The following is a 14,174-nucleotide window of genomic DNA, read 5'->3' on the forward strand; positions in this document are numbered from 1 at the left end:
TGTCGTACAGTCGCCCTCCCAGCTGACACTCCGTCAGAAGGAGGCAGGCATGCGGCTCGGGCTCGCTCTCGGTTACTGGGGTCGCGGCCCCTCCCCCGACCACGTCCCCCTCGCCCAGGAGGCCGAGCGGCTCGGCTACGACTCCGTATGGACCGCCGAGTCCTGGGGGTCGGACGCGTTCACTCCGCTCACCTGGATCGCCGCCCGGACCTCAAGGATCAAACTGGGTACGGCCGTTGCCCAGATGGCTGCCCGCTCCCCCACCACCACCGCCATGCACGCCCTCACCCTCGACCACCTCTCCGGCGGGCGCATGATGCTGGGGCTCGGGCTGTCGGGGCCGCAGGTGGTGGAGGGGTGGTACGGGCGGCCGTTTCCCGCGTCGCCGCTCACCGCCACGAGGGAGTACGTCGATGTCGTACGGCAAGTGCTCGAGCGCCGGGCCCCCGTCCGGCTCGACGGGCGTTTCCACTCCCATCCCTACAGCGGGCCGGACGGCACCGGGCTCGGCAAGGCGTTGAAGCCGATCACTCACCCCCTCCGCTCCGGCCTCCCCGTCCTCCTCGGTGCCGAGGGCCCCAAGAACGTCGCCCAGACCGTCCGTATCGCCGACGGCTGGCTGCCGTTGTACTGGTCGCCGAGCAGGCCGGACGCCTACGGGGACGCGGTGCGCGATCTTCCGCGGGACTTTCTCGTCGCTCCCATGGCCCGCGTCCAGGTGTGCGACGACCTCGCGGAAGGGCTCCTTCCCGTCAAGACGATGCTCGGCTTCTACATCGGCGGCATGGGCCACGCCTCCCGCAACTTCCACGCCGATCTGATGGCACGGATGGGGTACGAGGACGACGCCCGGCGGATTCAGCGGCTCTTCCTGGACGGGCGTCGGGAGGAGGCCGTCCTCGCCGTGCCCGACGCCTTCGCCGACGAGATCTCGCTCGTCGGGCCGCGTGAACGCATCGCCGAGCGGCTGGAGTTGTGGCGGAAGGGGCCGGTGACGGATCTGCTGGCGCTCGCACCGGACCCCCACACGCTGCGTGTGCTCGCCGAGCTCAACTCCTAGCCGTACGACGGGGTTCACAAAAAGATGCAGACCGGCTCAAGGGTGAGTTCGCTCCTCGTGCCGTTCCAGGTGCGCACCAGGCCCAGGCAGGTGGCCGAGAACTCCTCGTCCTGCGAGTAGCTGTCGACCCAGGTCTCGTCGCGGACCCAGGACCTCTCGCAGGTGATCTTCACATGACTGGTCGACCTTCCGTCGCCGTAGCGGGCCCGCAGCACGACGCCGCCGCCGTCGGCCCTGCGGATCGTGAAGAGGCCGGAGACCGAGACGTAGGTTCTCCTGATCGCGGTCAGCGGCGCGTTGTCCTCGTCGGCGGTGCCGCGCAGTCGGTCGGCGAGGGCCCTGGTGGGCACGAGCTGGCCGGTGGCGAGGTCGACGTCGACCACCTTGTCCTTCTCCCGGAGCTTGTCCATGATCAGGCCGATCGTCTTCATCGGCGTGCTGAGCTCCTCCGTCTCGGTGGTGGTCGTGGAGCCCGTGGTCTGCCCCGCCTTGGCGCCGGCGCCAGGGAGCTTGCTGGACAGTCCGAGGTCGCGGGAGACATCGACCTTGCGGGAGACCCGCAGGTCGGACCTCGGTATCCGGAGGAAGTCCGCGACTTCCTCCGCCCTCCTCTCGTGCAGATAGACGCACACGCCGGAGACCGGTTGTTCGTCGTCCTGGCGGGCGCGGCGATAAGCGGTCACCGAGCGGACCAGCGCGTACCAGAGCGCGACGGCGAGGCAGAGAGCCGTCACCAGCCAGAGGACCATCTCCGGCCACCACATGCTCCACCACTGGCTGTCAAATACACCCACGGATCTCCTTGAAGGCGTCGAGGAGCGAGGAACGGTTGGCGTCGACCAGCCGGCCGCCGGTCGCGTCGGCGGCCTTGCGCAGCGCCGCCGCGTCGGCTTCGCCGAAGTGGACGGGGAAGGCGGGTACTTCGCGGGCGTCCGCGCCGAGACGGTCGTACCGGCGCAGGAACTCCTCGTACGAGATCCCCGCGTTGCTCTCGCCGTCCGTCATCAGGACGATCGACACGGGCCGTTCGGGTGCCTCGCGCACGGCGTCGGCGGCGATGCGGTAGCCGTGGTCGAGGGCCGACCAGACGGCCGTGGAGTCGTCGGAGGGGGCGGTGGCGACGACTCTTTCGAGGGTGCGCAGATCGCCGTCGCCGCGCACGGTCACCGTACGTTCCTGGAGGACCCGACCGCCGAAGCGTACGACGGTGAGGTACTCGCCCCGGTAGAAGCGGGCGAACTTGCCGGTGGAGGTGGGGTCGGCGCCGCTGAGCCCGGCGAAGGCGGCGCGCAGGCCGGCGATGCGCTCGCCACGCATGGAGCCGGAGAAGTCGAGCAGGAATACCACCTGGTCGGTGGTGGTGCTCGCGGGATCGCCGTAGTCGGCGACCAGTCGCTCCACGATGGAGAGCCGGTCGGGGAAGGACAGGGCGTTGCCGACCGCCGCGCGCAACGGCTTTGACGGGGTGACGTCCTGGTTGACGGGACGCCGCCAGGTGCGCTGCATGAGCTTCCGCTGCACGTCGGGCCGCAGCAGCCAGTCGGCCGCCTTCCGGTACGCGGTCCGCTGCCCGGCGTCGAGCAGGAGCAGCGGGAAGTCGGACAGCACCATGCCGTCCTCGGGATGGACGATGCGCAAGGGCTCGCGCAGCTTCTTGCTCGCGTTGAGGGAGAGCAGCTCGGACTCGTGGGCGATCAGCGCGTTGGCCGCGCTCTGCCGGCCGGTGTACGACGCGATGAGCTCGCGTGAGCTGGCGGCGGTGAGGGTCTGGCCGGAGCGGAAGCCGCGCAACCGGTCGCAGGAGACGTCCTGTTCGCGCAGGGCGCTGCCGGTGCCGGCGGCCGCGGTGGCGACGCCGACGAGGGCCGCGCGCCCGGTGTCGCTGCGGCGCGGGTCGGCCATTCCGAACCGTACGGTGCCGTCGGCGGCCGCGTCCGCGATGTCCGCCCACGACAGGCGTCCGCCGGGCGCGGCGGCCCGCAGTTTGCCGGCGACCTGGGGGGTGAGGCCGACGACCACGGGTGAGCGCATGATCGGGGTCGACTCCGGCCGGGCGGCCCGCTCTCCCTCGTCCTCCAGCCGTAGCAGGAACGAGCGGTCGGACACGGGCCAGGCGAGGTCGTACGAGGAACTCCCGGCGTCGGACAGGTCGGCCGTCGCGCGGTAGTCCATGTCCAGCTCGACGCCGGTGTCGTCCTTCAGCTCCGCCAACAGGGGTTCCAGGTCGGCGAGTTCGGGGCTGGCGAGGACCCGGAGGGTGACGTTCTCGTCCCCCTGGGTGCAGGAGGTGAGGCCCGCGAGCAGGGTCAGGGTCACGGCCAGACAGGCGGTGAGGGTGCGCGCGTACCGCTTCACGGGGTGTCCAGCACGGGCGGCGGACAGGAGCCCACGAAGTCGATGATCTCCTCCAGGACGTCCAGTTCGGGTTCGTAGGCCTTGGTCTCGTCGCGGTTGGGCGTCGGCACCTGTATGCCGCGCTCGCTCAGGTACTTGTTGAGCTGGTCGCTCGTGCCGTCCTCGCCGGAGCGGACGCGGAAGCCCAGCTCGAGGGCGCGCTGGCGCAGGTCGGTGTCGTTCTCGATGACGCTGACCAGCCGGTCGCCCTTGTCGCTGAGGGAGATGAGCTGGGGCTCGGTGAGGGCGTAGGGGGTGGGGTAGAGCAGGACGCGGTCGGTGTCCTGCTTGCCGTGCTTGTGCTCGTACTCGATCTGGTGGGCCAGGTACTGGTGCTCGTAGATCAGTGAGATGGGCGCGATGCTCTCGCCGAGGTCGGAGAGGTAGCTGTCGGCCTGTTCGTCGGCCCACATGCCCTGGAGGTCGATGAGGGGTTTGATGTCCCGAGCGACCTGCCGGGCCTGCTCCATCGCCCTGACCTCGTCGGCCTGGCCCGCGCCGGGTGTGCCGCCATTGCGTACGAAGGCGAGGAGGCTCAGGTAGGTGCCGGCGGAGTTGGACTCGCAGACGTTGGAGGTGCGGACCAGGACCCGGCCGCTGTTGCTGCGCCCGCCGGGCTTGTCGAAGCCGATGCCGTTCCAGGTGTCGGCGCGTTCGTCGGTGCCGTCCTTGTCCTGGTCGCCCATCTCGCCGCCGCTCAGGTTCTTCTCACAGGTCTTGTCGTCGCCGTCCCTCCTGTCGAGTTCGCCGTCCTTCCCGTCGAGCAGGTCCATGAACGGGCACATCTCGAGGTCGTAGTAGAGCGTCTTGCCGCCACCCTTGGTGGGCTGCGGGGTGGCCACGCCCGCCTTCTCCAGGGTCTCGGCGTAGGCGCGGAACGTGCCGAGCACGAGCGGTGTGACGAAGGGGCGGGCCGAGTGCACCGACTGGTCCTGCCGGTCGAGGATCAGCTTGGCGGCGGGCTGTCCGGACGGGAAGACCGCGTCCATGCCCTTGAGGGACTGCGTGGCGATGCCCCGGGAGCCGAGTCGGTGGACGTTGACCCGCAGGCCGTACTTGAGCAGCAGCAGCCGCTGCACCTCGGGGTCTTTGAAGTAGTCGGACTTGGAGGCCATTCTGGCCTCGATCGTGGTGATGCGGTCGAGCGGGCGCAGGGCGTTGCCCGTGACGAACAGTGCGATCAGTCCGGCCAGGGCGCCGACCAGGGCGACCTTCACGCGCAACGGTAAGCGCGCCCGGGGGCGGTCCCTGACACGGGTGCGCAGTCGGGGTTCCTGTGTGGGGCGCGGTCTGTCTGCTTCGGATGTGGCGTACGGTCTGTCTGCTTCGGACACCGGCTCTCCTGCCCTCTCCGGGGGCAGGATCGTCGGTGATCATATTTACGGGCGAACGACCTTCCAGGGAACGGCAGTTGAACGTAGGGGCCCGTTCACGTTCCAGTCAAAGGGGTTCGATCGCGGGGGTTTCGGTCAGCAGGTTTCGGTCATGCCGACCCGGCTACCCGTGGGGCATGTCCCCTCGATATCGCAACGGTGCCAACCAGGCCGGCACGGTCATCGCGATCGTCGCCGACATCATGGCCGTCATCCTGGGCCTGTGGATCCTGATGTACCTGCTGGACGCCAACCGTGCCAACGACCTGGTCCAGTTCGTGCACGACGCGGCGCGCTGGCTGGCGGGCTGGTCGCACGACCTGTTCACCTTCGACGAGGAGTGGGCGAGGGTCGTGGCGGGCTACGGCCTGGCGGCGGTGGTCTACCTGTTCGTCGGGCACGCGATAGCCAATCGGGTCCACCGCCACTGAGCCGCCTCGCTGCGAGTGCACCGTCACTGAGACGAGCTCGCTCTCAGGCGCAGCAGTCCGGGTCCAGCCCCCTGGGCAGCCGGTCCCCGCCGAACACCGCGCACGTCGCCTCGTGTCCGCCCAGCGCCGCGACGGCGAGCAGCAGTGACCCCGCCGTCCAGGTCGTCAGCTCCTGCGGCCAGATCGCGCCGTCGTCGAAGACATAGCCCGTCCAGTACAGGCCGCTCTCCGGATCCCGCAGATGCTGGATGGACTGCAGGATCTCCAGCGCCCGGTCCGACTCCCCCATCGCCCAGAGTGCGAGGGCGAGTTCGGCCGACTCCCCGCCCGTGACCCACGGATTGGGGACGACGCACCGCACGCCCAGCCCGGGAACGACGAAGCGCTCCCAGCCCTCCTCCATCCGGGACTTGGCCTCGGCGCCGGTCAGCGCCCCGCCCAGCACCGGGTAGTACCAGTCCATCGAGTACCGGTCCTTGTCCAGGAACCGCTCCGGGTGCCGGCGTATCGCGTGCCGCAGCGCGCCCGCCGCCAACTCCCAGTCCGGCTGCGGCTCTTCCCGCTGCTCGGCGATGGCGAGCGCGCATCGCAGCGCGTGGTGGATCGAGGAGGAACCGGTCAGCAGTGCGTCCGCCGTCGCCGTCCCGTCGTCGTCGCGCCGCCAACCGATCTGCCCGCCCGGCTGCTGGAGCTGGAGGACGAACTCGACGGCAGCGTAGACGGACGGCCACATCCGGTCGAGGAACGTGTCGTCGCCGGTGGACAGGTAGTGGTGCCAGACGCCTACGGCTATGTAGGCGACGAAGTTGGTCTCGCGCCCGGTGTCGGTGACGTCGTCGAAGGCGCCGTCCAGGTAGGCGGCGTACCAGGAGCCGTCCTCGTTCTGGTGCGTCGCCAGCCAGGTGTACGCCCGCTCGGCGGCCGCGTGCTCACCGGCCGCGTCCAGCGCCATCGCGGCCTCGACGTGGTCCCACGGGTCGAGGTGGTGCCCGCGGAACCACGGGATCGCCCCGTCCTCCCGCTGTACCGCGAGGATCCCCGCCACGGTCGCGGCGGCCTGCCCTGCGGTGAGGACCCCGGGCAGGACGAGGTGTTCTGTCCGGGGGGTGGTCACCGCGCGTCCACCGCCGGCAGGTGGGGCTTGGTCGCGTACGCCACGAAGCTCTTGCCGATCAGCGGGTTCAGGGCCTGTTCGGCGACCCGGGTGGCCAGCGGTTTCTTCATGATGTCCCAGACCAGCAGCTTGTGGTACGCCCGTACCGGCAGCGCCTTGTCGTTGTCGACGCCGAACGCGCACTTCAGCCACCAGTAGGGCGAGTGCAGGGCGTGGGCGTGGTGGGTGCCGTAGGGCTTGAGGCCGGCCTCGCGGATCTTGGCGAGCAGTTCGTCCGCCTTGTAGATGCGGATGTGGCCGCCCTCGACCTCGTGGTAGGCGTCGGACAGCGCCCAGCAGATCTTCTCGGGGCCGTAGCGCGGCACGGTGATGGCGATCCGGCCGCCGGGCCTGAGCACCCGCACCATCTCGGCGAGGACGCCCTTGTCGTCCGGGATGTGCTCCATGACCTCGGAGATGATCACGACGTCGAAGGACTCGTCGGGGAAGGGCAGCGCGAGGGCGTCGCCCTCCATGGCGGTGGCGGTGGCTCCCTCCGGCGCCTCCCCCGCCTCCTTCATCGCCGCGAACCACTTCGCGACCTCGCGGATCTCCTCACCGTTCTGGTCCAGCGCCACGACCTGGGCGCCACGCCGGTAGCACTCGAACGCGTGCCGGCCGGCACCGCAGCCGAGGTCCAGGACGCGGTCGCCCGGGGCGAGCGGGAACCGGGAGAAGTCGACGGTCAGCACGTGGGCCTGCTTTCGCGGTCGGAACGGTTGGCGGGGCGGGGGGCGCCGGTCGGGTGCACGGCGGTCATTGAGCGGCCTCGGTGACGCGGGCGGCCTCTGTGACGCGAGCGGGCTCGGCGGGCTCGGTGGCGCGGGCGGCCTCGGCCGGCTCCGTCGCCCTTGCCGGTGCGGCAGCCGTGGAGGCCGCGGAGCGGCCGGGAGCCGGGGTCGCGGAGCGGCTCGTCGCTGTGGGCGCGGAGCGGCGTGGCGCCCCGCCCGCGGAGCGGGCTATGGCCTCGCGGTAGCGGGCCACCGTGCCCTCGGCGGCCCGCGCCCAGGTGAAGCGCTCCAGCACCCGCTCACGCCCGGCGCGACCCAGCCGCTCCCGCAGTTCCGCGTCCCCCAGCAACCGGCTCAGCCCGGCGGCCAGCGCCCCCGCGTCGCCCGGCGGCACCGCCAGGCACGTCTCGCCGTCCCGCCCGGCCACCTCCGGGATCGCCCCGCCGGTCGTGGCGACCAGCGGCGTTCCCGTGGCCATGGCCTCGGCGGCCGGCAGGGAGAAGCCCTCGTACAGCGACGGCACGCACGCCACCTGTGCCGAGCGCACCAGGTCGACGAGCTCCGCGTCGGAGATGCCCTTGACGAACTCGACGGCGCCTTCGAGGCCGTACCGTTCCATGGCCTGTGCGACCGGGCCCTCCTCGGGCCGCTTGCCGACGACGACGAGATGGGCGTCGGGGTGTTCGGTGCGGACCTTGGCCAGCGCCTCGACGAGGAAGACCAGGCCCTTGAGCGGGACGTCGGCGCTGGAAGTCGTCACGATCCGGCCGGGGATCTGCCGTACCGACGGATCCGGCGAGAAAAGGTCCGTGTCGGCCCCGATGTGCACGACGTGGATGCGGTCCTGGCGTACGCCGAGATGGTCGACGATCTCGTCGCGCGACGTGCCGGACACGGTGAGGACGGACGGCAGGCGGCGCGCCACCCGCTTCTGCATGCGTGTGAAGGCGTACCAGCGGCGTACCGACATCCGTCGCTGCCAGCCCTGCGCCGCGTCCAGCTCCAGTTGGCGGTCGACGGTGATGGGGTGGTGGATGGTGGTGACGAGGGGCGCGCCCACGTCACCCAACAGCCCGTACCCCAGCGTCTGGTTGTCGTGCACGACGTCGAACTCGCCGCGCCGGGCGCGCAGATGGCGGCGGGCGCGCAGGGAGAACGTCAGCGGCTCGGGGAAGCCGCCGGTCCACATGGTTCCCACTTCCAGCGCGTCGATCCAGTCGCGGTACTCGTCGCGCTTCGGGGTGCGGAAGGGGTCGGGCTGGCGGTAGAGGTCGAGGCTGGGGAGCTCGGTGAGGGTGAGGCGGTCGGCGTAGTCGTCGCCCTCGTCGAGGACCGGGTAGGGCTGGGAGCCGATGACCTCGACGCGGTGGCCGAGGCGGGCCAGCTCGCGGGAGAGGTGCCGTACGTAGACGCCCTGGCCGCCGCAGAACGGGTTCCCTTTGTAGGTGAGGAGGGCGATGTCGAGCGGTCGCTGCCCGTCGGCGGCAGGGTCCTGAGGAGACCCGGCCTCCCTGGCCTCAGCGGTCACTCCGGACCCCCTTCTCCCTGCGTGCTCCCTGCGATGTCCCGCGAGATTACGCGGGGACGCTAATCTAGAACAAGTTTCAGACTTGATCGTTCAAGAGGCTCTGAATCTACCGGCAGGTAGCGCCGCTGTGAGCGATGGATCAGGTGATTCACGCCACGGCCGACACCCTGGCATGCTCTGTCCGGTCACTCATCCTCACCGACTGTCACGGAACGGGATCCATGCCTGCGGAAGCCAGTAGCGCGAGCCCCTCCTCACCGCCCCTCACCGAGCGGCAGGAAGCCCGGCGCCGGCGCATCCTGCACGCCAGCGCGCAGCTCGCCAGCCGGGGCGGTTTCGACGCCGTGCAGATGCGGGAGGTCGCGGAGTCCTCGCAGGTGGCGCTCGGCACGCTGTACCGCTACTTCCCGTCCAAGGTGCATCTGCTGGTCGCCACGATGCAGGACCAGCTGGAGCACATGCACGGCACGCTGCGCAAGAAGCCGCCCCAGGGGGAGACGGCGGCGGAGCGGGTCGCGGAGACCCTGATGCGCGCCTTCCGCGCCCTGCAGCGCGAGCCCCACCTGGCCGACGCCATGGTCCGCGCCCTGACCTTCGCCGATCGCAGCGTCTCCCCCGAGGTCGACCAGGTGTCCCGGCAGACGACGCTGATCATCCTGGACGCGATGGGCCTGGAGAATCCGACCCCCGAGCAGCTCTCCGCCGTCCGCGTCATCGAGCACACGTGGCACTCGGCCCTGATCACCTGGCTGTCGGGGCGCGCCTCCATCGCCCAGGTGAAGATCGACATCGAGACGGTGTGCCGGCTGATCGACCTGACGGCACCCGCGGGCAATGAATGACCTGCCGCAGTGAACGACCTGCCGGCAGGCGCATGAAGGACCTGCCGGCAGACACATGAATGACCTACGAGACGGGTTCCCTGCGCCGGTATTACCCGGATCAGGTGGTTAGGGGTCGCCTTCCGGCCTGACTGCTGCCTTCCGGCCTCTCAGCCCGGACCGTCGATGTCGGCCCCAGCGGAAGCCATTGCTTCCCGCCAGAGTCGGCTACTCCGGTTCGGGCTCCCTCACTCGTCCCGTAGGCCTACTCCCATAATAGGACATCCAGCCCGAAACGAACCCCCTGAAGGGGATATTTCTGGCGCTATTCCTCGGGTGGAAACACCGGCTCCCCGCTCCCCAGCATCGTGATCACGATCGCCTCCACCGGGCAGCTCTCCGCCGCGGCCAGGAGCCGCTCGTTGGCGTCGGTCTCCGGGTCGGTGGGATGGGACTGACGGCCGGTGTCGAGGCGGAAACCGTCGGGGGCGTGATGGACGCACTGGGCCGAGCCGATGCACACCGACCGGTCGACCTCGACGTGCCAGCGGTCGCCCATGTCTACTCACGCCCCCAGCCCGCCGGGAGGTGGATCATCTTGTGCTCCAGGTACTCGCCGTACCCCTCGGGACCGAACTCCCGCCCCAGGCCCGAGTTCTTGTAGCCGCCGAACGGACCCAGCATGTCCAGGCTGAAGGTGTTCACCGAGTAGGTGCCGGTACGGACCTGGCGGGCGACCTCGATGCCGTGCGCGGTGTCGGCCGTCCAGACGCTGCCGCTGAGGCCGTAGTCGGAGTCGTTGGCGATCTTCACGGCCTCGGACTCGTCGCCGTAGGGCAGGAGGCAGATCACCGGGCCGAAGATCTCCTCGCGTGCGATCCGCATGGAGTTGTCGACGTCACCGAGGAGGGTCGGCTCGACGTACCAGCCCTTCTCCAGGCCAGCCGGACGCCCGCCTCCGGTCAGGACCTTCGCACCCTCCTCCTGCCCGATCCGGATGTAGTCGAGGCTGCGGCGCCGCTGGCGTTCGGCGACCAGCGGCCCGACCTCGGTGGCCGGGTCGAGCGGGTCGCCGACCTTGTAGGCGCTCGCGGTGGCGGCGAAGGCCTCGGCGAACTCGTCGTAGCGGCTGCGCGGCACGAGGATGCGGGTCTGTGCCACGCACGCCTGGCCGTTGATCATCCAGGCGAAGGGCGCGATGCCCGCCACGGCCATCTGCGCATCGGCGTCCGGCAGGATCACCGCGGCCGACTTGCCGCCCAGCTCCAGGGTGACGCGGGTGAGATTGCGGGCGCAGACCTCCATGACGCGCTTGCCCGCCGCGACCGAGCCGGTGAAGGAGACCTTGTCGACGCCGGGGTGCCCGACGAGGTACTCGCTGACCTCCCGGTCGGCGGGCAGGATCGACAGCACGCCCTCGGGGAGCCCGGCCTCGGTGACGATCTCCGCGAGCAGGTAGGCGTCCAGCGGGGTCTCGGGCGACACCTTCAGGACCGCCGAGCAGCCCGCGAGCAGCGCGGGCGCGAGCTTGGCGGCGGCGGTGAACTGCGGCACGTTCCACGGCACGACGGCCGCGACCACGCCGACGGGTTCGCGCCGCACCAGCAGCTTGCCGAGCACGCCGTCGCGGGCCTCCTCGTACGGGAAGCCGCGGGCGACGGTGATGGCCGCGTCCCAGGCCATCATCGAGGCGAGCGCCTGCACCATCACGGACGAGGTGTACGGGGTGCCGTTCTCGGCGGAGATGACCCGCGCCATCTCCTCGTGCCGCATCGCGATGCCGTCCTTGATGCGCGTGACGACCTCGATCCGCTCGTCGAGGCTCATCCGCGGCCAGGGCCCCTCGTCGAACGCCTTGCGCGCCACCGCGACCGCCCGGTCGACGTCGGCCGGCGAGGCGTGCGGCACACGTCCGATGACCTCTTCCGTGTGCGGCGAGATCACCTCGATGACGTCCTCGCCCAGGGGGTCGGTCAACTCCCCGCCGATGAACAGCTGTCCGTGTTCCACGAGCTCGGTCATGGCGACTGCCTCCCCGGAGCGTGCATTCCAACGATTCTGACGGCCCATCAGCTACACGGAACTGATACCAGTTCCACCTGGAGGAGTCCACGGACCGCACACAGCTCACGCCTACGCTGATCACCTCGGGAAGGGGGCAGGGAATGACCGTGCGCAAGCGCCACTGGGCGGTGTTCGGTACGTCCGTGACCGTCGCCGTGTGCGGCGGGGTGTGGATGACCTCGAACTGGGACGCCGTACGGCGCGAGAACGGGGTGTCGGTCCACCGGGAGACGAAGAGCCCGGAGGAGATCAGGAAGTACTGGACCCCCGAGCGCATACGGAATGCCGAGCCCGCCGAGATGCCGGTCTGGAACCCCTGCGAGCACTTCCCTCACCTGCTCTCGCCGGACTGCTGGTAGATGACTCGGGCTCCCATCGGAACTCGTTCTAGTTATAGTGAGCCGGTCGGCCGGAACGTGTCGCGGCGATTGGGGAGCCCATGGCGCAGGTGTACGACCACGGCGGCGGCGTCCGGTCCGTCCAGGTCCCGATCCCGGACAATCCGCTCGGCCACACCCTCGTCTACGTCGTCGACACCGACCGCGGCCCGGTGCTGATCGACACCGGCTGGGACGACCCGGCCTCCTGGGACACCCTGGCCGAGGGTCTGACGGCGTGCGGCACCGCGCCCGCCGAGATCCACGGCGTGGTGATCACCCACCACCACCCCGACCACCACGGCCTGTCCGGCAAGGTGCGCGAGGCCTCCGGCGCCTGGGTCGCGATGCACGCGGCGGACGCGGCGATCGTCCGGCGCACCCGCGCGACCCGCCCCGAGCGCTGGTTCTCCTACATGGCGGACAAGCTCACCGCGGCCGGCGCCCCCGACGCCCATGTGTCCCCCCTGCGCACCGCACGCCGCCGCGGCACCCTGCCCGGCTTCTCCCCCGCCCTGCCCGACCGTGAGATAGCCCCCGGCGAACTCCTCGACCTCCCCGGCCGCCGGCTGCGCGCGATCTGGACGCCGGGCCACACCCCCGGCCACGTCTGCCTGCACCTGGAGGAGGAGCACCCCGCCCAACTGCCCGGCCACGGCCGCCTCTTCTCCGGCGACCACCTGCTCCCCGAGATCACCCCGCACATCGGCCTCTACGAAGACCCCGACGACACCACCGTCACCGACCCCCTCGGCGACTACCTCGCCTCCCTCGAACGCGTCGGCCGGCTCACCCCCGCCGAGATCCTCCCGGCCCACCAGCACACGTTCACCGACGCGCCCGGCCGGGTCCGGGAGTTGCTGGCCCACCACGAGGAACGCCTCACCGGACTCCTGGCGTTGCTGTCCGAGCCCCTCACGCCCTGGCAGCTCGCCGAGCACATGGAGTGGAACCGGCCGTGGGAGCAGATCCCGTACGGGTCACGGAACATCGCGATCGCGGAGGCGGAGGCGCATCTGCGGCGGCTGGTGAAGCTGGGTAGGGCGGAGGCGGTGGCGGGGAGTGAGCCGGTGAGGTACGTGGCCGTCTGATGCGCGTTTTTCTGGGTGACCATGGAGCATCTTCTCGCCGAACGCGCCTGCGAGCGCATCGTCATCGACTTCGTCCACCGCCTCGATCTGGGCGAACCGGCCTCCGTCGCCGAGCTGTTCACCGAGGACGGCACCTGGGAGTGGCCGGCGGGCGAGCGGCTCGTACAGGGGCGGGATGCGCTGCGCGTGTACTTCGGATCCCGCCCCGCCGACCGTCTCTCGCGCCGCGTGATGTCCAACATCCTCGTCACGGTGACGTCCCCCGACACCGCGACGGCGACCTCGTACTTCACGACGTACCGCGTCGACGGCCACCGGGGCGACCTGATCCCGCCGGGTCCTCCGGTCCAGGTGGGAGACTACGAGGACACGTTCCGCAGGTCGCCGGACGGCGTGTGGCTGCTGTCCGCCCGGGTGCTCCATCTGGCCTTCGGCGGGCCGACCCCGCGTCCGCCTAGGCCATGAACGACCGGACCAACTCCTCCGCCTCGCCGAGCACTTCGACCTCCCGCGCAGTCATCGTCGGGTTGGCGGCGCGTCGGCGCCGGGCCTCCGTCAGGCCGTCCTCGGTGAGGTCGGAAGGGTCGGCGAGGAGGGTGGTGAGCATGGTGCGGACGGGTGCGGCGAACTGTTCGTCGGCCATGGCCACCTGCGCGAGGATCACCGCGGACATGCCCCAGTCCAGGCCGGGATCGCCCTCCTCCGCGTTGGCCCAGTCGATGACGTAGGGGCCGTCGGGAGTGAGCATCACGTTCTCCGGGTGGAGGTCCAGGTGGACCACGCGTCCGGGGAGGGCGTGCAGTTGTCGCAGGAGGCGGGCCAGGATGTCCCCGCTCTCGCGCGCGTCGATCCGTCCCGCGACGAAGGCCTCCAGCATCGTCGGCCCGTACAGCCGTTCCATGACCAGCTCGGACCGCGTGGAGTCGGCGAGCCGGACCCTCGGCACCGGGTAGCCGTGCGCGCGCAGCCGCTCCATCAGGGCGGCCTCAGCGAGTCCGTCGGCGTAGCCCTCCCGGTCTCGGCGCAGCACCCAGGCCTCGTCGATCTCGTACACGTCGGACGCGCGCCCCGAACCGAGCAGCCGTCCGACCCTCCCCGTGATCCCCATGCGCCCGAACCTACCGCCTGGCACAGCCTCCCCTCAGCCGCTT

At 70.5% G+C, this 14,174-nt stretch carries 15 protein-coding genes and 1 riboswitch; of the genes, 6 read left to right on the forward strand and 9 right to left on the reverse strand.

From position 1 onward, the window contains the following. The first annotated feature begins 49 nt into the window (after window positions 1-49). On the forward strand, window positions 50-1,060 hold the full coding sequence (locus tag ACIBAG_RS35185; protein ID WP_399110866.1) for an LLM class F420-dependent oxidoreductase: 1,011 nt from the start codon (window positions 50-52) through the stop codon (window positions 1,058-1,060). 14 nt (window positions 1,061-1,074) lie between these two features. Here the strand turns inward: ACIBAG_RS35185 and ACIBAG_RS35190 are convergent, their stop codons facing one another. From ACIBAG_RS35190 to ACIBAG_RS35200, 3 genes are read right to left on the reverse strand one after another with little or no spacing between them, the layout of a single operon-like run. Then, window positions 1,075-1,854 carry a hypothetical protein gene (locus ACIBAG_RS35190; RefSeq protein WP_399110867.1) on the reverse strand — a complete coding sequence of 260 codons (780 nt, stop codon included), beginning with the start codon at window positions 1,852-1,854 and terminating at the stop codon, window positions 1,075-1,077. After that, complete coding sequence (locus ACIBAG_RS35195; protein WP_399110869.1) at window positions 1,841-3,415, reverse strand: substrate-binding domain-containing protein; 1,575 nt, start codon at window positions 3,413-3,415, stop codon at window positions 1,841-1,843. Before ACIBAG_RS35195 ends, ACIBAG_RS35190 begins: the two co-directional genes overlap by 14 nt. Beyond that, window positions 3,412-4,671, reverse strand: a complete 1,260-nt coding sequence (locus tag ACIBAG_RS35200; protein WP_399110870.1) for a hypothetical protein — start codon at window positions 4,669-4,671, stop codon at window positions 3,412-3,414. The genes ACIBAG_RS35195 and ACIBAG_RS35200 overlap by 4 nt, the downstream gene beginning before the upstream one ends. A gap of 293 nt (window positions 4,672-4,964) precedes the next feature. Here ACIBAG_RS35200 and ACIBAG_RS35205 point away from each other — a divergent pair, with 293 nt between their 5' ends. Continuing rightward, the gene (locus tag ACIBAG_RS35205; RefSeq protein ID WP_399110872.1) at window positions 4,965-5,258 is read left to right on the forward strand and encodes a hypothetical protein; all 294 of its coding nucleotides are present in this window, start codon (window positions 4,965-4,967) and stop codon (window positions 5,256-5,258) included. A gap of 43 nt (window positions 5,259-5,301) precedes the next feature. Here the strand turns inward: ACIBAG_RS35205 and ACIBAG_RS35210 are convergent, their stop codons facing one another. From ACIBAG_RS35210 to ACIBAG_RS35220, 3 genes are all read right to left on the reverse strand, one after another. Then, window positions 5,302-6,372, reverse strand: a complete 1,071-nt coding sequence (locus ACIBAG_RS35210; protein WP_399110873.1) for a prenyltransferase — start codon at window positions 6,370-6,372, stop codon at window positions 5,302-5,304. Next, a complete protein-coding gene (locus tag ACIBAG_RS35215; protein WP_399110875.1) occupies window positions 6,369-7,103 on the reverse strand; it encodes a class I SAM-dependent methyltransferase in 735 nt (244 codons plus the stop codon). Before ACIBAG_RS35215 ends, ACIBAG_RS35210 begins: the two co-directional genes overlap by 4 nt. Before the next feature lie 64 nt (window positions 7,104-7,167). Next, the gene (locus ACIBAG_RS35220) at window positions 7,168-8,670 is read right to left on the reverse strand and encodes a glycosyltransferase family 4 protein (protein ID WP_399110876.1); all 1,503 of its coding nucleotides are present in this window, start codon (window positions 8,668-8,670) and stop codon (window positions 7,168-7,170) included. A gap of 221 nt (window positions 8,671-8,891) precedes the next feature. Here ACIBAG_RS35220 and ACIBAG_RS35225 point away from each other — a divergent pair, with 221 nt between their 5' ends. Then, on the forward strand, window positions 8,892-9,512 hold the full coding sequence (locus ACIBAG_RS35225) for a TetR family transcriptional regulator (RefSeq protein WP_399110878.1): 621 nt from the start codon (window positions 8,892-8,894) through the stop codon (window positions 9,510-9,512). A 60-nt stretch (window positions 9,513-9,572) separates the two neighbouring features. Then, window positions 9,573-9,751: riboswitch (TPP riboswitch) on the reverse strand. 65 nt (window positions 9,752-9,816) lie between these two features. On the opposite strand, the gene ACIBAG_RS35230 is transcribed toward ACIBAG_RS35225, so the two are convergent. Beyond that, on the reverse strand, window positions 9,817-10,050 hold the full coding sequence (locus tag ACIBAG_RS35230) for a ferredoxin (RefSeq protein ID WP_399110880.1): 234 nt from the start codon (window positions 10,048-10,050) through the stop codon (window positions 9,817-9,819). Between the two features lie 2 nt (window positions 10,051-10,052). Continuing rightward, window positions 10,053-11,513, reverse strand: coding sequence for an aldehyde dehydrogenase (locus ACIBAG_RS35235; RefSeq protein ID WP_399110881.1), 1,461 nt, complete (start codon window positions 11,511-11,513; stop codon window positions 10,053-10,055). A 143-nt stretch (window positions 11,514-11,656) separates the two neighbouring features. Here ACIBAG_RS35235 and ACIBAG_RS35240 point away from each other — a divergent pair, with 143 nt between their 5' ends. The 3 genes from ACIBAG_RS35240 (at window position 11,657) to ACIBAG_RS35250 (ending at window position 13,488) form a co-directional block, all read left to right on the forward strand. Continuing rightward, window positions 11,657-11,914 (forward strand): hypothetical protein, encoded by a 258-nt coding sequence (locus ACIBAG_RS35240; protein ID WP_399110883.1) that lies wholly within the window; start codon window positions 11,657-11,659, stop codon window positions 11,912-11,914. Between the two features lie 80 nt (window positions 11,915-11,994). After that, window positions 11,995-13,023 carry an MBL fold metallo-hydrolase gene (locus tag ACIBAG_RS35245; protein WP_399110885.1) on the forward strand — a complete coding sequence of 343 codons (1,029 nt, stop codon included), beginning with the start codon at window positions 11,995-11,997 and terminating at the stop codon, window positions 13,021-13,023. 21 nt (window positions 13,024-13,044) lie between these two features. Then, window positions 13,045-13,488, forward strand: a complete 444-nt coding sequence (locus ACIBAG_RS35250; protein WP_399110886.1) for a nuclear transport factor 2 family protein — start codon at window positions 13,045-13,047, stop codon at window positions 13,486-13,488. On the opposite strand, the gene ACIBAG_RS35255 is transcribed toward ACIBAG_RS35250, so the two are convergent. Further along, window positions 13,478-14,131, reverse strand: a complete 654-nt coding sequence (locus tag ACIBAG_RS35255; protein WP_399110887.1) for a phosphotransferase — start codon at window positions 14,129-14,131, stop codon at window positions 13,478-13,480. The two genes, ACIBAG_RS35250 and ACIBAG_RS35255, sit on opposite strands and share 11 nt — an antisense overlap. Window positions 14,132-14,174: the final 43 nt, after the last annotated feature.

Source organism: Streptomyces sp. NPDC051243 (genome assembly GCF_044455405.1).
Classification (GTDB): Bacteria; Actinomycetota; Actinomycetes; order Streptomycetales; family Streptomycetaceae; genus Streptomyces.